Genomic DNA, 22,678 nt, shown 5'->3' with positions numbered 1-22,678 from the left:
TCGTACACGCATTTACAGAAACCGTTTATAATGAAAGGTGGAAAGTGTGAGAAGGAGGAAAGAGGATGTCGATGCGTTTTACTTTTTGGATTATGGTTGGAATTGTGGCAATCTCAGGTTTGTCACAAGGTATGCTCTTACCTGCCATTGCAATGATTTTTGAACAAGAAGGGGTTAGTTCAAGTATTAACGGTATTCATGCGACGGCATTATACATTGGGATATTAGTTATCTCCCCGTTTCTTGAAAAACCGATGCAAAAGTTTGGAATGAAGCCAATTATCGTTATTGGTGGGTTTCTCGTTATTATTTCATTATTCTTTTTTACACAAACATTTTCATTTTGGGTATGGTTTATTCTTAGATTTCTAGTTGGAGTCGGAGATCATATGCTTCATGTCGGAACGCAAACGTGGATCACGACAACATCCGATCCGAGTAAAATAGGGAGACAAGTATCGATATACGGTGTATTTTTCGGAATTGGTTTTGCCGTTGGTCCGTATTTAGCGAGTACCGTTCAGTACGGCCTTGCAACGCCGTTTATGATATCTACTATACTTTGCTTAATAGGTTGGCTTTTACTATTACCAACGAAAAATGCATTCCCAGCACAAGATGAAACGAAAACTGAAAGTGAATCATCATTTTCTCGTTATAAACAAGTTGTTGGATTAGGATGGATTGCATTACTGGGACCACTTGCATACGGTGTGCTTGAAGCGATGTTAAACAGTAACTTACCAGTATACGCGCTTCGTAAAGGGTGGTCTGTTTCAGATGTATCCTTCTTATTACCAGCATTTGCAGTTGGGGGTATTATTACACAAATTCCGCTTGGTATATTGAGTGATAAATACGGAAGAGACCGTATATTAACGTGGACGTTCAGCATAAGTACGGGCATTTTCCTACTTGCAGCAGTATTTGATCAATATTACTGGATCGTCTTTGCCTGTATGCTGTTAGCAGGTATGGTTATTGGATCGTGTTTCTCCTTAGGACTTGGATTTATGACTGATTTATTACCGAGACACTTACTACCAGCAGGTAATATATTATCTGGAATCGCCTTCAGTTTAGGAAGTATTATGGGGCCTGTATTAGGAGGCGTATTTATAGAAAAAATACAGTATACAAGCTTTTTTATTGCGGTTATGATTATAATGGGAATTCTCGCAATGTTATATATGATCTACATGAAGAATCAATTCGCATCAAGAAAAATAGAAAGTAGGTTAGGTCATGACAAAACAACCTAATAAAAAGAAATTTGAAGTACTCGAAAATGAAACAATTACAGACTGTTTAGCGCGTATGGAACAAGAAGGCTACGCACCATCACGTCGTATGGAAGAACCAATCTTTCATGAAGTGAAGAAAGACGGAAAAACAGTAGTTGAACCGTGCGGTAGGAAGATTGTTTTTGAGGGGAAATTGAAGTAAAACAAAATAACAAATTTTCTTTATAGTATAAAGCCATCCAATTCATTTGAGTTGGATGGCTTGTTTTTTTACTGACCAATGAAAGACTAAGCAAAGCGATCTTTGTTAGTAAAGGTAGTAGTGAGAAAAATTAACTAAATAAAAATGTAAAAGTAAATTGAACGATGCTTAATTTATAGAATTTCAGCGTTGGGACATGAAGTATAAATCCGGAATATTTATACTTATACCATTGTAGGAAAGAAAAATGATACAAAAGTAGGATGATTTAAAATATATTTATTTGTATTATAAAAACAAGATATACTTTTGGGAATTGGAATGTTGCGTATGTAGGGGAGGGAGAAATATATAATGATACAAAGCATATATGAAACTCATTTACATGTAAGAAATTTAGAAAAAGCGATAGATTTCTATCAAAATAAGTTAGGTGTAGCATTAGCAAAAAAACTATCGAAAAGACGAGTTGCGTTCTTTTGGGTAGGAGAAAATAAAAAACAAATGATCGGATTATGGGAAGTACATACTAATGAAGATTTTGAGACGAAACACTTCGCTTTTCGTGTAGATTTAGCGTTTTTAAAGACTGCTAAATTGTGGTTAGAGAAGCGTGGAATAGAGGTAGTAGGGAGTCAGGGGAAAGGGAATGAAGAGCCAATTGTTCAAAGGTGGATGCCAGCTGCAAGCGTATATTTTCTAGATTGTGATGGAAATAAATTAGAGTTTATTTCTATGTTACATGATGATCCAGATGAATTAGAATATGCAACGTATTTAAGTGAATGGGATGCGGAGCATCAAGAAAAATAAAGTTTAATCAGTAGGAGTTTTATAGCTTTGTATTATGTTAAATAGATAGAGACAAATAAAATCCCTCAAGAAAAGGCATGTTCTTGAAGGATTTTTTATGTTTTATATATTTATATTGTTTGTAACTTATTAATTATATTCATGTTTAGATATTTCAGCGCGTTGAATATAACCATCAGAGAAGCTGAAATAAAGATAATAGCTTCCTCGATTATATACAAAGCCTTCGCTAGTCATATCCCCTCCGATTTCATCTGGTTCACCAAACCACTCTTTTAATTCATTGATAGTTATATCCATTTTTACCCATATATATCTTGCGTCCGAAGGGTACATGTCAATATTATAATTTCCGTATACCGCTGTATTAGGTGCATCACATTCTGTACATGATGCTTTTTTCAAAACATCAGGCACTCCATATTCTTTTTTTACATCAGATAGATCTTTACCCAATGAATTTAATTTAAATGGACCAAACGTCCCATTCTCTAAAGCTGTTGTTAACATTTGTTTCAGTTCTTCTTTTGAATTGATGTTGAAATTATAATCTCTGTTTTTTGCTATTGCATTATAGAAAAATTGTGCATACTGCTCACGCTTCACAAATGTGTTTCCGTTAAAATTACCTGCCTCGTCACCTTGTGCTATACGGTTACTACGCAGTGTATTTACAGCTTCATAAGCCCAATGACCTTTTGGTACGTCTTTAAATTTTCCTTGTTCTTTTGATTCTAAATGAAATGCTTTTTGTAATATTACTGCCATCTCATATCGAGTTAATACATCATCTGGACGGAATGTACCTGTTCCATCACCTGTCATAATTCCAGCTTGCGCAATGGCTTTAATATCTTTTTCAAACATATGATTTGCAATATCACTAAACATATTTCCTTGTTTATCGTCTGCTATTAAACCTAAATGTCTATTGACTAAAGAAGCTACCTGTCCTCTAGTGATGTTGTCCCCAAAACCAAATTTGCCATTTCCATATCCCTTATAAATCCCTGCTGCCGCTAAGTAATCAATAGCATCTTTTGACCAGTGGTCCTTTGGTACATCTGTAAATACAGTATCATTGTTGCTAACTACCTTATAGCTATTTTCATTAAAGTTTGTTTTCGTAGTTGTTTCTGCATTTACTGTGCCTACCATCGTTGTAGTTGCTAGTGCTGCGGTGATTACTAATCCAAAAAAATTCTTAGCTTTGCTTGTTTTCTTGCCCATTTGTGAAAACCTCCCCAATTTATTTTAAATGTATTGAATAACCAGATTACGCATCTAATATAACTGAATACTTACATCGCGATTATAACATATAAACGATGATTATTTACCATAAATTTCTATAATGTGGCTACCTATTTTAATTTTAATAATCTCTATGAAACTTAATCATAATATTTAGGTGAGGAATATTCATCGCTATTTAAAAATGGTAGAAACAGTGAACCGTAAAGTAACTCCAAAATATACAATAAAAGTTGATTTTGAAGTTATTGTTTGTGTAATTCATTTTTATAAATCCATTCAACAAAATCATACAAATTCCTTTTTCATATGTGATTTGTATAGAAGGGTTCTCGCATGTACAACTTGATGACCTTGTTTTGTTGAAAAGCAAATCCATCAAGAAGCCATCCTAATTGTCGTCTTGATATGGTAAGTGCACACTCGGATGACCACCTGGGCAGTAAAACGTTCCCTTTTCCAATCTACAATAGAAGACAGAACGTATATTTGGTATAATCAAAACATACTATATGAAATGATGTACATGAGTTTGAAATTCATGTAATAAGGTAAGTACTACATAACAATAAATAATATTTAAAGTTCCAGTACATATAGGATTCAGTTCATGTTATATAAACCAATTGTTAGAAAGGAAAAGGTGTAATGGATCAAATTTCATTTGAAGATTTATTTGAAGAAGAAAAAGAAAAGGTGGAGGTAGCCGAGATCCCTGTACCTTTATCGCCCTTACAAAAGGATATTTTAGAATTACTTAATTCTGAAGAAATAAGTGCACTTGAGTTATGCGAACAATTAATACAAGCTGGTAAAATATCAGATGAAAGATTCACAACTGATAAGCCGAAAGCATATGGGCAAGTATGCTTACTATTAGAAGGTTTTGTTAAAGAAGGAAAGCTTATTTTTATCAAAAATGATGAAAAAAGAGATAGGGTATATAAATTGAAAGAAGAAGTTTCTAACGCATAAAATGTATAAAGTATAGTAATGAAATAAGGAAGTCCTCATATTTGTGTTGAAAGATTGTGTGAACTACTCGCCACTTAGCAAAGCTTGAAGTGGGAGCTTCTCAGTTCCACGACGAAAGTAACCTTTCGTCTCCCTGAGCGTTACTTCGGGGTGTTCCATCCCTAGATGTCCAACGCTTGGACGCTCTTTTCGTACGGTTGATATTTTAAGCAGGAACCGAATATGGCTTGGTTTTCGCACTCTATTTTCTTCCTGCAACCTTCTATATCAAGTTATCAAAGAACTTCATATAGTTAGTTTATCAAAAGTTTTTGGCTATGCCAAAACGAAATTCATCTCCCACCTACCGTTGGGCTATTGCCCTTCACACGGTTGAGGAAGGAGAGTTCTTTCGGTAAATTCGTTAAAAATTCAATAAAAGAAGATCGAACTAGATAGTCTTTCTAGATTGATCTTCTTATTTTATATTCTCAAGGGATACTCCCCTTCACTGCAACTCATTGTAATATGTCTACTTCTGTGACACATTACACAATTGTACAGAGATAATGAAGTAATATGAAAAATAATATAAAGATTTTAATTTAATCCTATATATTTTTTATAAATTCTAAAAGTAAATCCCTTATTTTTGGTATGATTGACAGAGACTATTTAATTTCTTGTGAATATTCTTAAAAAGGGAGTAATGCTGTATGAAATCAATAAATGTAAATGGGAATATATATCATATTGAATCTGTTCCTTTTGAAGATAAGAGTGAGCAGGATGAAGAGGGATACTACGAATATTTTTACAAAGGAGTCAATTTATCGTTTCACACGGACAAAGAAATAATTAAAGCCCGAATTTATGACGACGAAGAAATAATATATTTCTTAAAAAATCCATCTCTCGCTTTTGGTAAAGATTTTGAAGCTATAAAAGTATATATAATTAAAGAATATGATGTAAATAAATTTAAGATTCCAGGTGAAAAAAAGCCTATATAGAATTATAGCTATAATTCTATATAGGCTTTACCATGACCAATTATAATAAAACAGGAAAACTCACAAAGTACTTATGCCTGTGGGTGATGAAAGGAATGTATTCGAAATTGAGTAAATCAAGTCAAATAAGTAAATTTGAAAATAGATTCTCAGAAAATGTGATTGAAATAGCAGCTGTCACAGGGGCATTAGGAATCGGTGCATCAAAAGGCGGTGACAACATTTTGTGGACTGCGTCAATTGATTTGATTGCGTGGAAAGACTTACATAACAATGAAACGATTACAAAAGAAGACATACGAATCGCATGGTTGGTTGATGATGCAGAAATGAATTGTTAAAGCTTGGTGATTTCTCTGTAAAGGGGTTACTAATCGAACTTATGAATAGTACTCGAGATGAGCTTGTTTTGAATTTATGTACTAGACTATTTTGCTCAGTAGCTACTCACGATGATTTATTAGAAACGAATAATTTGAAATTCCTTTCAAGTGCTTCAGAGGATGGAGTTCATAATTTTGTAGTAAGTGCTGGTGAAACTCTTTCATATCATGTAGTACCATATCTTTTAGCATTACTAGAAGAGTGGGAAGATACCTTTGTTGAAAAAGCTATTAGAAATGAACTTTCATGGATGCTTGGAATTGAGGACGAGTATTATGAAGTATCTTTAGAAAAATTTAATGAAGCTTATTCTGGGTTTATCGAAAATAATGATACGCAAGAATATTATTATCATAATAGACTATCTTTTCCTGGAGACTTGGCAAAGGAATTAGTGTCGGAAGTTATGAGTTCTTTAAGAGATAGAACTACTTATAATGTTGTTACTATACCTTCCGTTTTATCAATTTGGAGTGGAATCAAATGTCCAATTCAATACGATACGATTATAACAAATGAAAAAAATAGAGAGTTGATGTCATATATTGATGTTTTAACAAAGAAAGAATGGAAGATTGGTAAAAAGTATTTTTACGGATATGTAGTCGTATAGGGAGTTTTAGTGAATAAGTGTAGATAATAATAGATGGTATTTTTTTATGTGGAAAAAATAAAAAAACAACTAGTAGCCCAATTAAATCTTAAAAGATATAAACACGTCAAGAAGGTGAAAGAATGATATTACCAGAGGATTTTCGAGAGAAATGGGATGTTAATAAAGATGGCCCACTTATTACATTTCATGAAAAAGAATTAATGGACAAAAATTTTTCTGATGAAGTGAAGAGGTTTTTGTCTATAGGAGGCTTACCAGAAACACCGTCACCATATTTAGAGTTTACTTCATCTCAGTCTTTCATAAGGTCTATTATAAATGTATTTCATATGCCAGAAGAGTTTCGAAAATATTTGTATTTAGGAACAACAAGTTCTGGAGATCCAATTTGTATAATTGAAAAACAAGAAAATATAGTATTTCTAAATAAAAGTGATGAGTATAAAGAAGTGTTTATGAATTCTTCTATACATCAATTTGCAGAATGTTTATTAGTATATTCAAAAATGATCGATAAGGCAGTAGAGATAAATGGTGAGGATGCCTTTATCGATAATAATATACCAGAGTGTACAATAAGTTGGTTGAAGGAAGAGTTGAAAAAAATTGATGATAAGTGTATGGAAAAGGGTTCTTTTTGGTTTATTGAAATTGAGAATTTATATGAATAATTGAAAGTGAAAAGGGAAATGTATGGTGCATTGAAGAGGAGTATGGTGATAGTGAAGAATGCTGTGAGTACATATTTTAAATGTTAGGTGTTAACAGAAATGAATAATAAACAGGGACATCTTTACGAGTAACATTAAAGAACCATTATTGAAAATAAAAAATGAAGATACTGATATGTTTAGTGAATCTATTAATGAAGTTATTGAGTTTATCTAATAGTTGAATAACAAAAAAGGTGTCAATCTTTCTCGAATTGACACCCCGATACGAATCTGATTAACACCTTACATATTTACGCTTAAAACCAAGTCTTCCTCTATCAAGTTCTTTCTGAATACTTTCGGAAGCATTAAGAAGGCTGCTTTTTTTCTTATCACGTTTCACTTCAACTATACCAACTTCTTTTGCAGTCTCAACTGCTTTTTCATGTAGTGGTACATATGAAATTGCTACAGTGTTTAGGAAATTATTCATAGCGGATTTTGTTCGTTCTGGTGAATCATGAATTGTATTTTTCACCATTTCAAGCATATCGGAAATTTTGCTTTCGGAAAACTCATTGTCTTTACGATTTCCTAAAAGCCAACAGTAGCAACTCCATCCCGCTGACATTCTCAGCTCGTCCCCACTTGTAATCCATTTATCAGCAACGTCTTGAGCAATATTAGACTCCGATAAAGTTACTGCCACCACATAATCGGATAGCATATAAAAATATGCTCCGTCTATCCAGCGATCAAAATCAGATTCACTCATAGCTTTTGGATCTGCGATAATGCCTGCAAAGTACATAGCATCGTAGTTGCCAGTGGCATACAGTTCCTCGGCTAACTCTTGATTTAATTTTATTTTCTTAGCGATTGGTTTCATAGCGCCTGTAGCTACGCCAAAAACTGGTTCGTGTGCACCGTTAGATATGTATATTTTTTTCGTTCGTTCCTTACCGAGGGATTCAAGCTCTTGCATAACTGTTTTAAAGTCCATAGATCTATTCTTCCTTTCTAAACTATTTAAGTTCTTTTTCGTTGTAACTACTTAGTTTATATGTATCATCAAGTGTTCCGTACTTCTCAAGTTTAATACTAATCGTATACGAATAGGTTGTCTACTTTCTATAAGGGTTCGGTAATTCGTCCTTAGTGTTGCATAAAAAGATTCTGTAAGAGGGAGCAGTGCGACTTTTTTATAATCGTTTCAAGGTTGAATATACTGCGCAAGTAATAGAGTGAAAGGAAGTTGTATTTGCTACAGTATAGGGTTAAATTTTGATTGTTGTAAGTGTTTTTGACGGTAGTTACAATTGGTTGTAAAATAATGTTTGTTAAGGGATTTTGTAGAAAAAATTAAAAACTATGATTCTCCTACTGGGGATAGAATGAGAGTATTAATAAAAGGATGAAAAAAGGGTTGTTAGAAGTACATAGTAGATTCATAGTCTTTCAATAATGAGAAAATAAAGGGAGGTTGAGATACTTACACGAAATGTGTAGGTGTTTCATACAGCAATGAAAAAAATAATTAAAAAACAAGTAATCGCACTATCAACAAGTTTTGTAATTTTAGGAGGAGTACCTGTAGCAACATCAGCAGAAGAGATAAACAAATCTCATACTGACCAACTTAGTGTTGCCAAAGGGGAACGTGGAACGAGCGGATTAAGTCATTCTGATTTCAATCTAGAAACTCCTAATCACGTACAAATTAACGAAGCGGAAGTATCAGAAAACGAGAAAATTCTTCTAGAAGAATATAAGCATAAACATGATGAAACAGAAGAGTTAAATAAAATGAAAGAAGCTAAAAAAGGTCAAGTGGCGGAAGATGAAGCTATTTCAAACATTGAAAAGGCATTTGAAAATGTAGACGGTCGAAATGATGGGTCTACTCGTGAAATGAAGCCGGTTGAAAAGCCAAGAGCTATTCAGTATAGTGCATCGATGACTACAAAGAAATATGGAACACTTGCAGGTGTCCCATTTGTAGAGTGGATTGTTCCAGCAGGAAATCCTGATATTCGCCCTGCCAATCCGATGAAAGCACGTTACATTACAATTCATGAGACTGCAAACACAGCCCGCGGTGCTAATGCTGAAAATCATGCGAAATATTTGTATAAACAAGCAACGGAAGGTACGTTCCGAACAGCTTCTTGGCATTTTACAGTGGACGATAAACAAATTTATCAGCACTTACCAACAAATGAAAACGGTTGGCATGCAGGAGATGGTGATGGCTCAGGAAACAGAGAGTCTATCGGTATCGAAATTTCAGTTAACCAAGATGGAGATTATAATAAAGCGTTAGAGAATGCAAAACGACTTGCAGGTTACTTAATGAATAAAGAAGGAATTAGCGCGGACCACATTTATAAGCATCAACAATGGAGTGGGAAAAAATGTCCAGATATTTTAATTTCTCGTGGGAATTGGACTGGCTTCGTACAAGGTATTCAATGGTATGCAAATGTTAACGCACAAATTGACTCGCCTTTACAAGAAAGAAATGAGTTATTTGATTCAAATGAATATAATCCAGCTGAACCTAGCATGGAGCTAGTCGTTAATGGTGACGGTATAAACGTACGTAGCGGTGCAGGACTTGAACATCAAACCGTTCGTAAGGCTTCAAACGGAGACCGTTACAAAGTGTTAGCAGTTAAAAATGGTTGGTACAAAGTAGGAAATGGAGAGTGGATTTTCTATAATCCAAGTTGGATTAAAATTAACTATAATGTACCAAGAGAAGAAGTACAAAAGCCAAAAGATGATATTACAGGTGGATGGTTTGAGGGACATATTCGCAAACTACATAGTCTTGGTATTATGCATGGGGAAGGAAATGGTGTATTTGCTCCTTATCGTAATGTAACAAGAGCTGAGTTTGCCGCATTAATTTCAAATGCTCTTCAACTACCAGAGGGAGATAAGTCATTTGTAGATATTAACGAAGCGCATCCATCACTTCATAACGGTATTAAACGTAGTGCAAGTGCAGGTATTGTTAGCGGTCGTGGCGGGGGGATTTTTGATCCTAACGCACACATCACTCGTGAAGAAGCATCTATCATGATTGACAAAGCATTACAATATAAAGGTGTTACAGGTGAATTAGTCGCATTACCATTTACAGATCAACATTTGATCACATACAAACAGCCTGTTCAACGATTATACAGCTTAAAGGTAGTTACAGGTGTTGGAAATAATGAGTTTAATCCTAAAGGTACAACAACTCGTGGTGAGGCAGCTGCCTTTTTAGTGAAGATGTTAGACTCTATGCAGAAATAAATGAATTGTATGTAGAAGTTTGTACTGATACAAGAAAAAGTAATAAGGATTTTAAAGGAGCTATCCAAAATGAGAATTTGGAACAGCTCCTTTTTATATTAGCCACTATTAAGCCCCTTCCAAGCCCCTCATAAGCACCTACCAAGTAATAAATCACTAAGAAAAAACAAAACAAAAACAACTACAAGAACAAAAAGCGCGAAAAAATAAAACCGTTGTTGTAGTAGTTGTAAAAAAATTTGAATTCAAACGCCCAAACCATCCCCACAATCCTACATTTATATTGAAGAGTTGAATTTTATCTTTTTACGAATGAAGGGAGGAGGCAAACATATGGCGGTGTACCGTAATGTGCGGGTGAACTTTTGGCAAGATGAATTTATTTTAGATTTAACACCAGAGGAGCGTTATTTTTATATATATTTGTTAACGGGTACGAAAACGAAGCAATGTGGAATTTACATATTACCGAAACGTTTGGCAGAGCTTGAAACAGGTTACAGTATGGAAACTGTGGAGGAGTTGTTGAACCGCTTTGTTGAATACGGGAAGATTTTATATGATACAGAAACGAAAGAGTTATATATTACAAATTGGCTACGCTATAACCCTATTTTAAATACGAATGTAGAAAAGTGCGTATTACGTGAGTTAAAGGCTGTGAAGAGTAAAGAGTTCATACATATGTTTTTACGTAAGTGTCTTGAAGAAGAATGGAAGATTCCATTATTACTGCAGCATTTTGGTATGCCGAAAGAAGAGGATAATAGTAGTTTACAAGAAGTTGTTGAAGAGGAGGAAGATGTGGAAGTTATAGAAACTGTAGAAGAGACTACTCTGCATAGTGAAGTTTATAAGTTTTACGAACACAATATAAGTAGTCTCTCTCCATATATTGTGAAGGAATTGAAGGGTTGGATACAAAGAATTTCAGGAAAGGTAGTACTAGAAGCACTTAAAGTTGCGTTTGAACATAATAAGCGAACGTTCGCTTATGTGAAGGGGATTTTGAGGAATTGGTGTAAGAAAGGACGAGTATATTTCAGTGAAGCAAAGGAAGGAGTGCATAAGAGAGAGGTATTTAGTTTGTATGATCCATAACATGAGAAAGTAAGGTTTTTTCTTTTCTAAAAGGTTCTTTTACGATAGAAGCGAATAGTTTGAGAAAGGAGGGATTGTATGGAAGTCGTCATAAAAAAGAAACGAACTAGGGGTAAGAGAATTTTTCTTTGGTCTAGTAGTATCGTTCTTTTATTCGTTATCTGTACAGCGATTTTTTTGAACATATATACGCTTAGATCTGTGCCAAAGATAGATGGAACGATAAAGCTAGAGGATTTACAACATGCTGTTACGGTGAAAAGAGATAGTAAAGGGGTACCTCATATTAAAGCAGAAAATGCACATGATTTATATTTTTCACAAGGATATGTACAAGCGCAAGATCGTTTGTTTCAAATGGATTTAAGTAGAAGGCAAGCTTCCGGGATGTTGAGTGAAGTTGTAGGGGAAGCGGCTGTTGATCGAGATAAGTTGTTTCGAACGCTCGGTTTACGGCGAGCAGCCGAAGCGTCTGTTAGTCAATATGACGGGGAAGCGAAATTTGCCCTGCAGTCATTTGCTGATGGGGTGAACGCTTTTATACGTGAGGCGAAAGCAGACAAGAAATTTCCAGTTGAGTTTACTCTATTAGGCTATGAACCTACTGAATGGTCAATTGTGGATTCTTTAACGATTGGAAAGTATATGGCGTTTGATTTAGGGGGACATTGGCACGGACAGGCGTTTCGATATTGGGCGCTGAAAAACCTTCCGAAAGAGCAAGCAAATGAGCTATTTCCAACATATCCGAAAGATGCTCCTAGATTGCTAGCTGAACTGCAAAATACAAATGTGAACGTAGCACAAAGTTTTTCAAAAACAATCATTCCGCCTGAGTTTAACGGGAGTAATAACTGGGTTATAAGCGGTGAGAAGAGTGCATCTGGTAAGCCAATTTTAGCGGATGATCCTCACCTTTCTCTTGCGACACCTTCCATTTGGTATCAAACGAAACTAGAAATGAAAGACTTACATGTAAGTGGCGTTATTTTCGCTGGCGTACCAGGAGTTATATTAGGCCACAACGACAAAATAGCATGGGGTGTTACGAATACAGGTCCTGATGTGCAAGATTTATATATTGAAAAAAGAAACCCTACTAATGAAAATGAATTTCTGTATAACGATAAATGGGAAAAAGCTACTGTTGTTGATGAATCTATTAAAGTAAAAGGCGGAAAGACAATTCCTTATAACGTTACGATTACGAGGCACGGTCCAGTCATTTCAGAGTTTGCGGATAAAGGGAAAGAAAAAACGAAAACAGTATTCTCTTTAAAATGGACTGCTTTGGAGCCTTCAGCTGAATTAAAGGCTGTTTTAAATATGAATAAAGCAAAAAATTGGAATGAGTTTGAAACGGCTCTTCAAGATTTTCATACACCGACTCAAAACTTTGTATTTGCATCAAATGATGGCACGATTGCTTATAAAGCAAATGGAAATATACCAGTGCGTAAAAAAGGCGATGGTAGTCTGCCAGTGCCAGGATGGACAGATGAATATGAATGGGAAGGGTATATTCCGTTTGATCAATTGCCAAAAGTAATAAATCCGAAAGAAGGGTTTATCTCAACTGCAAATAATAAAATTGTTGATGATAATTATCCGTACCATATTAGTAATACGTGGGCGCAGCCATATAGGCAAATGCGTATTCAGGAGTTTTTGCAAGAGAAGGATAAGTATACAGTAAAAGATTTACAGAAGTTACAGATGGATCAAAAAAACTTATACGGGAAAGAATTTACTCCTATATTTTTAAAAGAGTTAAATAAAACGGATTTAACTGAAGCAGAGAAGGAAGGAGTAAAACAGTTAACAAAGTGGAATTTTTACGATAGTAAAGATGAAGCGGCACCGTTAATTTTTCATTTGTTAATGAAAGAGATTTCAAATACGTTATTTTCAAAAGAAATACCAAAAGATGTGATGGAGTTATTTGAAGGAAAGTCACAAGTTGTTGATGAATTAATTCGAAAACAAGTAGCGGGAGAAAATAGCGCTTGGTTTACGAAGTACGGAGGTTTCACGAAAGTTGTGCATACTTCGTACGAGAATGTAATGAAGAAATTACAAAAGGAATATGGACCTGATGTAGCGGAGTGGAAGTGGGGCGATTACCATCAACTTGCTTTTACACATCCAATCTCAAAATCATCTAGTATGTTAGCATTACTTGCATTTAATCGTGAGAAACCAGTTCCAATTGGCGGAAGTCAAGTTACCGTTCAAGCAGCGAATTACGATGATAACGGTATTGTAAATCATGGGGCGTCTTGGAGATTTGTTATTGATACGAAAGACATGTCAAATGGTTATCATATCGTAGGACCAGGACAGTCAGGACATTTTAGAAGTGACTGGTATCATGATCAAATAGATGATTGGGTAAATGGCACGTATCATACGACTACACTTAATATGGCGGGGATAGAAGGGAAAGTGTTAACTTTACAACCTAAATGAAACTATGCTTATATTAGCGGATGGCTTGAATCCTGCCACTAATGAAAGTTTCATATTAAAAAGGATAAAATATAAAATATCTTTTTTATAGAGATGTGACAAGTTTTGACAAGAAAATACAAAAGAGCTTGTTATAATACCTTTTGGAATATTATGTTTAGCCCGCTATTTGCGGGCTAATAATCAGTTGGGGATGGACAAAACCCCCACTGATTAAAGTTTCACTTTATTAAAATGGGAATGGATTAGTACGCAACAAGGGAAATTTCTTAATAGTTGCAGTGAAATCTAATAGGGGGATTTAATATGAGTATTAAAGTAATAAGGGCAACAGGAATGATGGGCGGAGCAGCGAGAGTCGCTGTAAAGGTAGATAATGAAGTAGTAATGAAACTTGAAAATAATGAAGAATATACGCTTCCTTTTGAGTTAGATGAAGCAAATATAAAAGTGAAACAATTCTTTTTTGGGAGCAAAGAAAAGAAGGTAAAGGATGGCGATATAGTAGAAATTAAGATTAATAGTATTGCCATACTACTCATGATTGTGTCAATGATGGCTGTTTTATTCGGGTCTTCAATGGGCATAAATATTGTTGTTTTTGGTGTTATAGGAGCGTTAGTTACGTTAGCATATGGATTGAATAACTGGTTTAGTTTAGAGGTTAAATAAGTATTGTATCTATTTTTGTGTTGATTCATTTAATTTACTATACATGAAGTGTAATGGTTTTTTATAGGGAATGGGGTAGGATCATTATGAAGAAATGGATGCGTTTAATGTTGAATATATAATAACAAAAGATTATAAATTTGAAGAGATGCGCACAACTGTAAAAGTGAGTGAACGTAATGCAGATAAGAAATCTAGCGCGGACAAAGAAAAGATGGATGCAGTTGTGAGTATAAAAATTGATTCATATGAAAAATTTGATTCAATTAAGTTACCAGAGGGAATTCAATAATTTCAATTGTAACAGGAATAAAAGGAGCGGAAATACGCTCTTTTTTTCATTTACCTTACTATTTTTAGGAGGTTAGTATGAATAAGGGATGAATACTCATTTTTTTGAGGAGAATTCATTAATTTTTTTATGGAATATATGTGAAACGTTGTATAGAATAAGCAAGTATGCCAAAATTTATAGGAGGAAAGTTGTGAAGAAAAATAAGAGTGTATTAAGTTTTTTAGGAGTGTGTATTATGCTGTTTTCTTTTTGTTTTCAAGGAAATGTACAGGCAGATGTAAATACTGTTCAGTCTGGAAAAATAAAAGCAGGAAACGTAACGGTATGGGAAGTTGGCAATGTAGCAAAAGTGTTAGCGGATGTAGAACGCTTAAATTTAAATACAGTAAATGTACCGATCCAAGTTGATATTCCGAATGTAACTTCTACTAATATGGTAATTAATCAGGAACAAAAGAAACAGGCTATTATTTTAATTCAAGAATTATTAAAGCGTAATATTCAAGTTATAGTGGAACCGTTCCCATTTATTCAACAAGGAAATGTAGGAGAGACGGAATGGAATCCTAGTAATATGAATAATTTCTTCTGGAATTGGAAAACGGTTGTACTGCAAGATATTTTTAATTCCATTACTAGTAAATACAATGTGTATGGATTAAAGATCGCTTCTAATTTCGTTAATATGGAATATGCAGAAGGATACTGGAGCGATACGATTGATTTTGTTCGTAAGCAGTATAAAGGAAATGTTTTGTATCAAATGAATTGGTGGTTAACGGCAAGCTTTGATCCTTCTTATGAAGCGAAGTTTGTAGAGAAAATAAATCGTCCGTATTTAAAAAAGGTGGATATTGTTAGTATTGATAGTTGGTTTGAAGTGTCAGGAAATAAAAATCCGTCGTACGAAGAAGTGAAGCAAAGTTTATTTGCAACAACAGTATATAATCGTGGACAAAATGTTGTGAAGCAATTGGAACAGTTACATAAAGCAACTGGGAAGCCAGTTTATTTTGGTGGATTTAACGTTCCAGCGCGTGAATTTGGCTTGCAAAATCCGTGGAACCCAGACGTTTCAAATGTATTTTCAAAAGATGTACAATTAAATGGATGGCGTGCTTACCGAGATGTATTAGAACCGATGCCGTATTTTAAAGGTTTTTCAATTTGGTTTATTGGCTCTAATAATAGTACGCATGCGTATCAAATTCAGAGTAAAGAAGCAGAGGAAGTTATTAACAGTTGGTATCGAAAATAAATTTTTGAAAATAGGCAAGTTTTTAAGTATAGTACATATATTTTTAGTGAAAGGCCTTTCACCATCTTATCACCTAGGGGGCAATCATAATGAAATTTTTGTCTTACCTTACAGTAATTTTGGTGATTCTTGGCGGTTTGAATTGGTTATTTGTAGCGTTAGATTACAACGTAGTTGAGAAATGGTTTGGTTCTATGCCGGCGCTTGTGGACACTATTTATTGGCTCTTTGGTCTTTCTGCTATTTATCAAATTTTTGATCGGTTCTTTACGAACGATTAGCTATTATTCTTTTATTACTAGAGTGTTAAGTACGATTATGTACTTAACACTTTTTTGTATGTCTATAAAAAAGTGTTTACACGTGCAAGCGATTCCATTGCGTCTTACGCCGTAATAATAGAAAAGAAATTGACCGTATATTGCATTGTGAGGTATAATTCAGAAAGTTTAAAAATTCATAAAAATGAGAAATAGGGAGGTCATCCGGGTGATGGAGAGAGTGTATAATTTTTCTGCAGGACCATCAATACTCCCTTTGCCAGTTTTAGAGAAAGTGCAAAAGGAGCTTGTAAATTATAACGGGACAGGCATGTCTATTATGGAAATGAGTCATCGATCTTCTTATTTTCAAAGTATTATCGATGAAGCGAGCAGCTTACTTCGTGAATTAATGAACATTCCTGATGAGTATGAAGTTTTGTTTTTACAAGGCGGTGCTTCATTACAATTTTCTATGATACCGTTAAATTTAATGAATACGTATAAAAAAGCTGGATACGTACTGACTGGCTCATGGTCTAAAAAGGCGCTGCAAGAAGCCGAAAAAGTTGGGGAAGTACAAGTGATCGCTTCTTCTGAAAAAGAGAAGTTTACTACGATTCCGAAAATGGATGATTTGCAGCATGATGAAAAACTAGATTATGTACATATTACAACGAACAATACGATTGAGGGGACAAAATATGTGGAAATACCGCATTTAGAAAGAGTGCCGCTTGTTGCGGATATGTCCTCCAATATTTTATCAGAACGATATGATGTTTCGAAGTTTGGTCTTATATATGCGGGAGCGCAAAAGAATTTAGGACCAGCTGGTTTAACGATTGCGATTATAAAAAAAGATTTAATTGGCGGGGCAGACCGTTCTTGTCCGACAATGTTAAACTATGAAACTTACAGTAAAAATAACTCCTTATATAATACACCGCCATCCTTTAGTATTTACGTAACAAAACTTGTACTAGAGTGGTTGAAAGAGCAAGGCGGGGTATCTGCGATTGAAGAACAAAACAGAATGAAATCGTCACTTCTTTATCATTTTTTAGATGAATCTAAATTGTTTACTTCACCAGTTGATCCTACGTATCGATCACTTATGAACATACCGTTTACAACACCGTCAGAAGAGCTTAACAATCAGTTTTTACAAAAAGCGAAGGAACGTGGTTTCGTTACGCTAAAAGGACATCGCTCAGTCGGCGGTATGCGCGCTAGTATTTACAATGCGATGCCAGTGGAAGGTGTAGAGCAATTAGTAAATTATATGAAAGAATTTGAGCTTGAAAATAGGTAGGGAGATGGAGATATGTTTCGTGTTCAAACGTTAAATCAAATTGCGGAAAAAGGTTTGCAAGTCCTTGGCGGAGAGCGTTATGAAGTAGGGGATCGCATTGATCACCCAGACGGTATTTTACTTCGTAGCTATTCTTTACATCAAGAAGAGTTTTCAAAAGATTTAAAGGCAATTGCAAGAGCTGGTGCTGGTGTAAATAATATTCCTGTAGATCGATGTACAGAAAAGGGAATTGTAGTATTTAACACACCAGGGGCAAATGCAAACGCAGTAAAGGAACTTATCATCGCGAGTCTTATTATGTCTTCACGTAACATTATTAATGGAGTAAGCTGGACGAAAAATTTAGAGGGTGAGGAAGTACCTCAGCTTGTTGAATCAGGAAAAAAACAATTTGTTGGATCAGAAATTGCCGGGAAGCGTCTAGGGGTTATCGGCCTTGGCGCAATCGGTGCTTTAGTGGCAAATGATGCATTAGCGTTAGGAATGGACGTTGTCGGATACGATCCTTACATTTCAGTTGAAACAGCTTGGCGTCTTTCTACACATGTGCAAAGAGCGTTTAGCCTAGATGAAATTTTTGCAACATGTGATTATATTACACTGCATATTCCTCTTACGAACCAAACGAAGGGGATTATTGGTGAACACGCTATAGAGACGATGAAAAAAGGAATGCGTCTATTCAATTTCTCTAGAGGAGAACTTGTAGATGAAAAGGCTCTTCAAAAAGCGTTAGAAGAAGAGATTATTGCACATTACGTAACTGACTTCCCAAATGAAAATGTTATAAAGATGAAGAATGTAACAGCGACACCTCACCTTGGTGCATCTACGTCTGAATCGGAAGAAAATTGTGCGGTCATGGCAGCTCGTCAATTACGTGAATATTTAGAGACAGGAAATATTCGTAATTCAGTAAACTATCCAAACGTAGAACTGCCGTATATCGGTAAGAAACGAATTACAATTATGCATCAAAATGTACCGAACATGGTAGGACAAATTTCAGGATGTTTAGCTGAACATCATATTAATATTGCAGATATGATTAATCGTAGTAAACATTCTTGGGCGTACACAATGATTGATATTGATAACGGAATTGATGATATAATAAAAGAGAATATTGTGGAAAATATAAGCAAAATTACAGGTGTTGTAGCCGTTCGAATGATTGTGTAAAGGAGAGAGGAATTTGGCAAAAATCCGACCGTTTCGGGCCATTCGTCCAGTAGAAGGTAAAGCATTGCAAGTTGCAGCTTTACCGTATGACGTATTAAATAGTGAAGAAGCAAGAGAAGTTGTAAAAGGAAATCCGTATTCTTTTTTACACGTTGATAAAGCAGAAATCGACTTAGATCCGGCACTTTCACCATACGATGATCGTGTATATGAAAAAGCGGGTGAAAATTTAAAGCAATTTATACGAGAAGAAGTATTCATTCAAGATGAAGAGCCGGCACTATACATTTATGAGCTGACGATGCAAGGAAGAACGCAGTCAGGCCTTGTTGTTTGTACATCGATTGATGAGTATGAAGATGACACAATAAAAAAACATGAGAGAACGCGTCATGAAAAAGAACTAGATCGTATTCGCCACGTTGATGTGTGTGACGCAAATACGGGTCCTATCTTTTTAACGTACCGTACGAAAGATGAAGTGAAACGCCTAATTAGCAGCTGGAAGGAAGAACATGCGCCAATCTATACATTTACAGCAGAAGACGGCGTTAGACATGTTGCATGGAAGATTGCAGATGAAGAAGTAATTACGACTTTAGTAAACGCATTTGAAGACATTCCGAACTTGTACATTGCAGATGGACATCATCGTTCCGCATCAGCTGCAAAAGTTGGACTTATGCGAAGAGAACAATATCCGAATTACACAGGAGAAGAGGAATTTAACTTCTTCTTATCCGTTTTATTCCCTCACGATGAATTATCAATTTGGGACTATAACCGAGTTGTAAAAGATTTGAATGGCTTATCAGAGGAACAGTTTTTAAAGCAAATTGCGCAATATTTTTATGTGGAAGAAGCAAATGTTTCTCCGTATAAACCAAATGAGCCAAAATCATTTGGCATGTATATAAACGAGAAGTGGTATAAGCTTACTGTGAAAGAGGAAACGTTTGATGCGAACGATCTTGTGAGAGGTTTAGATGTATCTATCTTGCAAGATCATTTATTAAGCCAAGTACTTGAAATACATGATCCGCGCTCTGATTCCCGTATTGATTTTGTCGGCGGAATCCGCGGGCTAGAAGAACTAGAACGTCTTGTGAACAGCGGTGCATATAAAGCGGCATTCGCATTATATCCAACGTCAATGGAAGATTTATTAGCAATCGCAGATGCTGGGGAAGTCATGCCACCAAAATCAACGTGGTTCGAACCGAAACTGCGCAGTGGGTTGTTTGTTCATTCGTTAAAGTAAATATAGACTTCTTTAGTTTGAAAAACCGAACTGATTTTTAGTTTCGGTTTTTCTTATTTAAGAAAGGAAATTGAGGAGGGGTATCAATGAAATTGCAAGTAGGGGAGAAAATCACCTTTGAGCGAACGTTTACAAAAGAGGATGTTGCGTTATTTACAGAGGTGTCTAAAGATGAAGGAGTTCATCATGTTACACCAGATGAGCAGGGGAGATTTGTTGTACAAGGACTTTTAACATCAACGCTGCCTACAAAAATTGGTGGTGATTATAACGTACTAGCTCGCAAAATGGATTTTGAATTTTTGCGTCCTGTTTTTAGCGGTGATACAATTCGTTGTGACGTAACCATTGAACAATTTGAACTAGATGAAAAAAATCGCACGAAAATTATTACGACGTTTACATGTAGAAATCAACTAGAAAAGGAAGTAATGAAGGGGAGTTTTTCGGGGATTATTCTTTAGTTAGTAGGAAAAGTAATGAATAGGTGAATAAGCTCGTTAACAAAAAGGACATTCCTAGTATTACAAGGAATGTCCTTTCCACTAAATTATAGGATATTTTGCTGAAATTCAAACTCTAAAATTAGTTTACTGGTTTGACCTGTAAACTGATAATTATAGGACCCTCTCAGACTTTCTAAGTTACCGGTAGCTTTGATAATTGTTCCTGGGGAATCTAAATTCCTTTATCGAATATTCCTTGCTCTATAGCTGTAAATGTTCCTTCTTGCCCCTTATAAATTCCTTCAAAGTGTAAAAATCCAGAAATTTTAGCAGTAGCCAAGTGACCATCATTTATATTTGAGTCTAAATAATATAATAAGTATTCAACAAAAGCTTTTCCTTTTAATTCACCATCAATATCATATTCAACATGGGCAATATTAATAGGGAAATCTTTTCTAGTATCATCGATTAGTTTTTCATCCCATTTACTTACTGTAAATGTTACTTCCATACACGTAAATCCCCCTTTATTATTAGGTAAGTAATCTCCGTATCATTTAAAAAGTACCAATTCACTGTCATATCTCATAGAAGTGTTTTTATTTATTTGAGTGCCGCCATATCGTTATCCAGCTAATAAAAGATGCTATTCTTTCTGTAGGATCAGGAACCATAATTATAAAACTTAAGGCTCTACTTATTTAAATTTTCACTCCACGCCACTTTCTAAAATAGAGAAAGATCTATTTTCACAATCAATTTCTGCCATCGCGCCGTAAGGTAAAATAAACTTTGGTTCAGTATGACCAAAATTTAAATTATAAAGAATCGGCAAATCTTCTAAGGTATATTCCTTCATAACTTTCAGTATTTCATGTTTATATTCTTCGTAATATTGTTCGTCTTTTGGTTTACCAAAAATGATTCCCTTTGCTTTTTGCAGAATGCCTTGCGCTGCATAGTTTCGTAACCAATATTTTATATAACTTGGTTCTGGATGTTCTTCAGATGTTTCAAAGAAAAGGATACTATTCTCCCAATGTTTTTTCTCAGGCCAAAGTTCCGTTCCTTTTACAAATTCGAGTACTTCTATACAACCACCAATTAAACGCCCTTGCACAGTGGTAGAGCCTTGAAGGACCTCGCATCCATTATTCTGCTGCATTGTACGCCTTGTATTCTTATTTATTTCTAGCCATTCCAACCGCTCGCTCGTCCATTCATTAGCTGATTGAATTTCGCCAATCATCTCATTTGAAAAGAGAGTACGATTCACCATCTCAATCGTATATGGATCCATCTCCACATTTTCAGCAAAATCGGTTAAAATTGCTGGACCGTAAAAAGAAGAAATACCTGCTTTATGACAAAGTAAATGTGAAACGGTATCGTCAGAGTACCCCATAAAAATTTTGGGGTTGTCACGTATCACATTAAAATCTATATAAGGAAGCAAACGGATGCTATCGTCTCCGCCAATATTCGTAATAATTGCTTTCACGCGTGTATCTTTAAATGCAGTCATTAAATCTTCCGCACGAGCTTCTGGGTTGTTATAAAGGTATTCGCTACCTTTTAAACTATTCGGCATTGGGATAACGGTAAGACCGAAAACTTCTTCTAATCTTTTTACTCCTTGCTCATACCGCCATCGTAGCTTAGCATCACCTGCGCCTCCCCACGAAGCACTTACTGTCGCCACAATATCTCCTGCTTGTAATCTTTTTGGTTTTATTAACATTTTAATTCCGCTCCTACATTATGTAATGGACTACGATTATACAAACTGTATAGTTAAAAAACATTGTATGTGACATTAGTTTCTGCATCATGAACCGATATACCTGCTGAGATTCAAGAACATCGCCTTATTGCTGAATATGGAATAATCTATAATGTTAAGCAAGCATGGCATGTGAAATCAAAACTGTACTTGCAGTACATAATAAATAAAGTTACAGCACTTTTTTTATG

The 22,678-nt window shown here is 35.1% G+C and carries 19 protein-coding genes and 5 pseudogenes; 20 read left to right on the top strand and 4 right to left on the bottom strand.

Annotated features, from left to right (window positions below; genetic code table 11):
* The first annotated feature begins 65 nt into the window (after positions 1-65).
* The 3 genes from COC96_RS14670 (at position 66) to COC96_RS14660 (ending at position 2,259) form a co-directional block, all read left to right on the top strand.
* On the top strand, positions 66-1,262 hold the full coding sequence (locus COC96_RS14670) for an MFS transporter (protein ID WP_098768978.1): 1,197 nt from the start codon (positions 66-68) through the stop codon (positions 1,260-1,262).
* The gene (locus COC96_RS14665) at positions 1,246-1,446 is read left to right on the top strand and encodes an NETI motif-containing protein (protein WP_000166303.1); all 201 of its coding nucleotides are present in this window, start codon (positions 1,246-1,248) and stop codon (positions 1,444-1,446) included. Before COC96_RS14670 ends, COC96_RS14665 begins: the two co-directional genes overlap by 17 nt.
* A gap of 354 nt (positions 1,447-1,800) precedes the next feature.
* Positions 1,801-2,259, top strand: a complete 459-nt coding sequence (locus tag COC96_RS14660) for a VOC family protein (protein ID WP_098267553.1) — start codon at positions 1,801-1,803, stop codon at positions 2,257-2,259.
* Between the two features lie 129 nt (positions 2,260-2,388).
* On the opposite strand, the gene COC96_RS14655 is transcribed toward COC96_RS14660, so the two are convergent.
* Positions 2,389-3,489 (bottom strand): S-layer homology domain-containing protein, encoded by a 1,101-nt coding sequence (locus COC96_RS14655; protein WP_098768977.1) that lies wholly within the window; start codon positions 3,487-3,489, stop codon positions 2,389-2,391.
* A gap of 672 nt (positions 3,490-4,161) precedes the next feature.
* Between COC96_RS14655 and COC96_RS14650 the strand changes: the two genes are divergently transcribed.
* The 6 genes and pseudogenes from COC96_RS14650 to COC96_RS28700 all read left to right on the top strand — a co-directional run.
* Positions 4,162-4,488 (top strand): DUF3895 domain-containing protein, encoded by a 327-nt coding sequence (locus tag COC96_RS14650; RefSeq protein ID WP_098768976.1) that lies wholly within the window; start codon positions 4,162-4,164, stop codon positions 4,486-4,488.
* Positions 4,489-5,183: 695 nt separating this feature from the next.
* The gene (locus tag COC96_RS14640) at positions 5,184-5,480 is read left to right on the top strand and encodes a hypothetical protein (protein WP_142340004.1); all 297 of its coding nucleotides are present in this window, start codon (positions 5,184-5,186) and stop codon (positions 5,478-5,480) included.
* 86 nt (positions 5,481-5,566) lie between these two features.
* Positions 5,567-5,809: pseudogene (locus COC96_RS28525) on the top strand (DUF7021 domain-containing protein); the annotation flags it as partial.
* Positions 5,809-6,477 (top strand): annotated as a pseudogene (gene imm47 / locus COC96_RS14630) (Imm47 family immunity protein); the annotation flags it as partial. The pseudogenes COC96_RS28525 and imm47, both read left to right, overlap by 1 nt.
* Before the next feature lie 122 nt (positions 6,478-6,599).
* Positions 6,600-7,151, top strand: coding sequence for an SUKH-4 family immunity protein (locus COC96_RS14625; protein WP_098768974.1), 552 nt, complete (start codon positions 6,600-6,602; stop codon positions 7,149-7,151).
* A gap of 133 nt (positions 7,152-7,284) precedes the next feature.
* Positions 7,285-7,368, top strand: a pseudogene (locus tag COC96_RS28700) (Imm30 family immunity protein); the annotation flags it as partial.
* Positions 7,369-7,428: 60 nt separating this feature from the next.
* Here COC96_RS28700 and COC96_RS14620 read toward each other — a convergent pair.
* On the bottom strand, positions 7,429-8,136 hold the full coding sequence (locus COC96_RS14620) for a DNA alkylation repair protein (RefSeq protein ID WP_098768973.1): 708 nt from the start codon (positions 8,134-8,136) through the stop codon (positions 7,429-7,431).
* A gap of 521 nt (positions 8,137-8,657) precedes the next feature.
* Between COC96_RS14620 and COC96_RS14615 the strand changes: the two genes are divergently transcribed.
* The 11 genes and pseudogenes from COC96_RS14615 (at position 8,658) to COC96_RS14560 (ending at position 20,719) form a co-directional block, all read left to right on the top strand.
* Positions 8,658-10,439, top strand: coding sequence for an S-layer homology domain-containing protein (locus COC96_RS14615; protein ID WP_098769024.1), 1,782 nt, complete (start codon positions 8,658-8,660; stop codon positions 10,437-10,439).
* A 312-nt stretch (positions 10,440-10,751) separates the two neighbouring features.
* Complete coding sequence (locus tag COC96_RS14605; RefSeq protein ID WP_255287990.1) at positions 10,752-11,540, top strand: DnaD domain-containing protein; 789 nt, start codon at positions 10,752-10,754, stop codon at positions 11,538-11,540.
* A 78-nt stretch (positions 11,541-11,618) separates the two neighbouring features.
* Positions 11,619-14,009, top strand: coding sequence for a penicillin acylase family protein (locus COC96_RS14600; protein ID WP_098267561.1), 2,391 nt, complete (start codon positions 11,619-11,621; stop codon positions 14,007-14,009).
* 306 nt (positions 14,010-14,315) lie between these two features.
* Positions 14,316-14,681: a hypothetical protein gene (locus COC96_RS14595; RefSeq protein WP_098267562.1), complete on the top strand. Its 366-nt coding sequence runs from the start codon at positions 14,316-14,318 to the stop codon at positions 14,679-14,681.
* Between the two features lie 94 nt (positions 14,682-14,775).
* A pseudogene (locus tag COC96_RS14590) lies at positions 14,776-14,973 on the top strand (hypothetical protein); the annotation flags it as partial.
* A 193-nt stretch (positions 14,974-15,166) separates the two neighbouring features.
* Complete coding sequence (locus COC96_RS14585; protein WP_141536119.1) at positions 15,167-16,234, top strand: glycoside hydrolase family 113; 1,068 nt, start codon at positions 15,167-15,169, stop codon at positions 16,232-16,234.
* 89 nt (positions 16,235-16,323) lie between these two features.
* Positions 16,324-16,515 (top strand): DUF378 domain-containing protein, encoded by a 192-nt coding sequence (locus COC96_RS14580; RefSeq protein ID WP_000670801.1) that lies wholly within the window; start codon positions 16,324-16,326, stop codon positions 16,513-16,515.
* Between the two features lie 211 nt (positions 16,516-16,726).
* Entirely contained in the window at positions 16,727-17,809 is a 1,083-nt protein-coding gene (gene serC / locus COC96_RS14575; RefSeq protein ID WP_098267564.1) for a 3-phosphoserine/phosphohydroxythreonine transaminase, read from the top strand.
* Positions 17,810-17,821: 12 nt separating this feature from the next.
* A complete protein-coding gene (locus COC96_RS14570) occupies positions 17,822-18,994 on the top strand; it encodes a 3-phosphoglycerate dehydrogenase family protein (RefSeq protein WP_098267565.1) in 1,173 nt (390 codons plus the stop codon).
* A 13-nt stretch (positions 18,995-19,007) separates the two neighbouring features.
* On the top strand, positions 19,008-20,255 hold the full coding sequence (locus COC96_RS14565) for a DUF1015 domain-containing protein (protein WP_098356812.1): 1,248 nt from the start codon (positions 19,008-19,010) through the stop codon (positions 20,253-20,255).
* An 86-nt stretch (positions 20,256-20,341) separates the two neighbouring features.
* A complete protein-coding gene (locus COC96_RS14560) occupies positions 20,342-20,719 on the top strand; it encodes a MaoC/PaaZ C-terminal domain-containing protein (protein WP_098252539.1) in 378 nt (125 codons plus the stop codon).
* 86 nt (positions 20,720-20,805) lie between these two features.
* Here COC96_RS14560 and COC96_RS14555 read toward each other — a convergent pair.
* Both COC96_RS14555 and COC96_RS14550 read right to left on the bottom strand, forming a co-directional pair.
* A pseudogene (locus tag COC96_RS14555) lies at positions 20,806-21,215 on the bottom strand (DUF3224 domain-containing protein).
* Positions 21,216-21,413: 198 nt separating this feature from the next.
* Positions 21,414-22,445 carry a S66 family peptidase gene (locus COC96_RS14550; RefSeq protein ID WP_098768971.1) on the bottom strand — a complete coding sequence of 344 codons (1,032 nt, stop codon included), beginning with the start codon at positions 22,443-22,445 and terminating at the stop codon, positions 21,414-21,416.
* Positions 22,446-22,678 lie beyond the last annotated feature (233 nt).

The sequence above is a fragment of the Bacillus cereus genome (assembly GCF_002577405.1).
Taxonomy (GTDB): Bacteria; Bacillota; Bacilli; order Bacillales; family Bacillaceae_G; genus Bacillus_A; species Bacillus_A cereus_AU.
Note: the sequence above shows the minus strand (reverse complement) of the source record. Positions and strands in the feature narration are given on the sequence as shown.

What these genes read in the sequence shown, in the direction of transcription:
- COC96_RS14595 (WP_098267562.1), top strand. Translation starts at nt 14,316, where the DNA reads ATGAGTATTAAAGTAATAAGGGCAACAGGAATGATGGGCGGAGCAGCG.
- COC96_RS14580 (WP_000670801.1), top strand. Translation starts at nt 16,324, where the DNA reads ATGAAATTTTTGTCTTACCTTACAGTAATTTTGGTGATTCTTGGCGGT.
- COC96_RS14560 (WP_098252539.1), top strand. Translation starts at nt 20,342, where the DNA reads ATGAAATTGCAAGTAGGGGAGAAAATCACCTTTGAGCGAACGTTTACA.
- COC96_RS14600 (WP_098267561.1), top strand. Translation starts at nt 11,619, where the DNA reads ATGGAAGTCGTCATAAAAAAGAAACGAACTAGGGGTAAGAGAATTTTT.
- COC96_RS14640 (WP_142340004.1), top strand. Translation starts at nt 5,184, where the DNA reads ATGAAATCAATAAATGTAAATGGGAATATATATCATATTGAATCTGTT.
- COC96_RS14570 (WP_098267565.1), top strand. Translation starts at nt 17,822, where the DNA reads ATGTTTCGTGTTCAAACGTTAAATCAAATTGCGGAAAAAGGTTTGCAA.
- COC96_RS14660 (WP_098267553.1), top strand. Translation starts at nt 1,801, where the DNA reads ATGATACAAAGCATATATGAAACTCATTTACATGTAAGAAATTTAGAA.
- COC96_RS14625 (WP_098768974.1), top strand. Translation starts at nt 6,600, where the DNA reads ATGATATTACCAGAGGATTTTCGAGAGAAATGGGATGTTAATAAAGAT.
- COC96_RS14665 (WP_000166303.1), top strand. Translation starts at nt 1,246, where the DNA reads ATGACAAAACAACCTAATAAAAAGAAATTTGAAGTACTCGAAAATGAA.
- COC96_RS14650 (WP_098768976.1), top strand. Translation starts at nt 4,162, where the DNA reads ATGGATCAAATTTCATTTGAAGATTTATTTGAAGAAGAAAAAGAAAAG.
- COC96_RS14620 (WP_098768973.1), bottom strand. Translation starts at nt 8,136, where the DNA reads ATGGACTTTAAAACAGTTATGCAAGAGCTTGAATCCCTCGGTAAGGAA.
- serC (WP_098267564.1), top strand. Translation starts at nt 16,727, where the DNA reads ATGGAGAGAGTGTATAATTTTTCTGCAGGACCATCAATACTCCCTTTG.
- COC96_RS14615 (WP_098769024.1), top strand. Translation starts at nt 8,658, where the DNA reads ATGAAAAAAATAATTAAAAAACAAGTAATCGCACTATCAACAAGTTTT.
- COC96_RS14670 (WP_098768978.1), top strand. Translation starts at nt 66, where the DNA reads ATGTCGATGCGTTTTACTTTTTGGATTATGGTTGGAATTGTGGCAATC.
- COC96_RS14605 (WP_255287990.1), top strand. Translation starts at nt 10,752, where the DNA reads ATGAAGGGAGGAGGCAAACATATGGCGGTGTACCGTAATGTGCGGGTG.
- COC96_RS14655 (WP_098768977.1), bottom strand. Translation starts at nt 3,489, where the DNA reads ATGGGCAAGAAAACAAGCAAAGCTAAGAATTTTTTTGGATTAGTAATC.
- COC96_RS14550 (WP_098768971.1), bottom strand. Translation starts at nt 22,445, where the DNA reads ATGTTAATAAAACCAAAAAGATTACAAGCAGGAGATATTGTGGCGACA.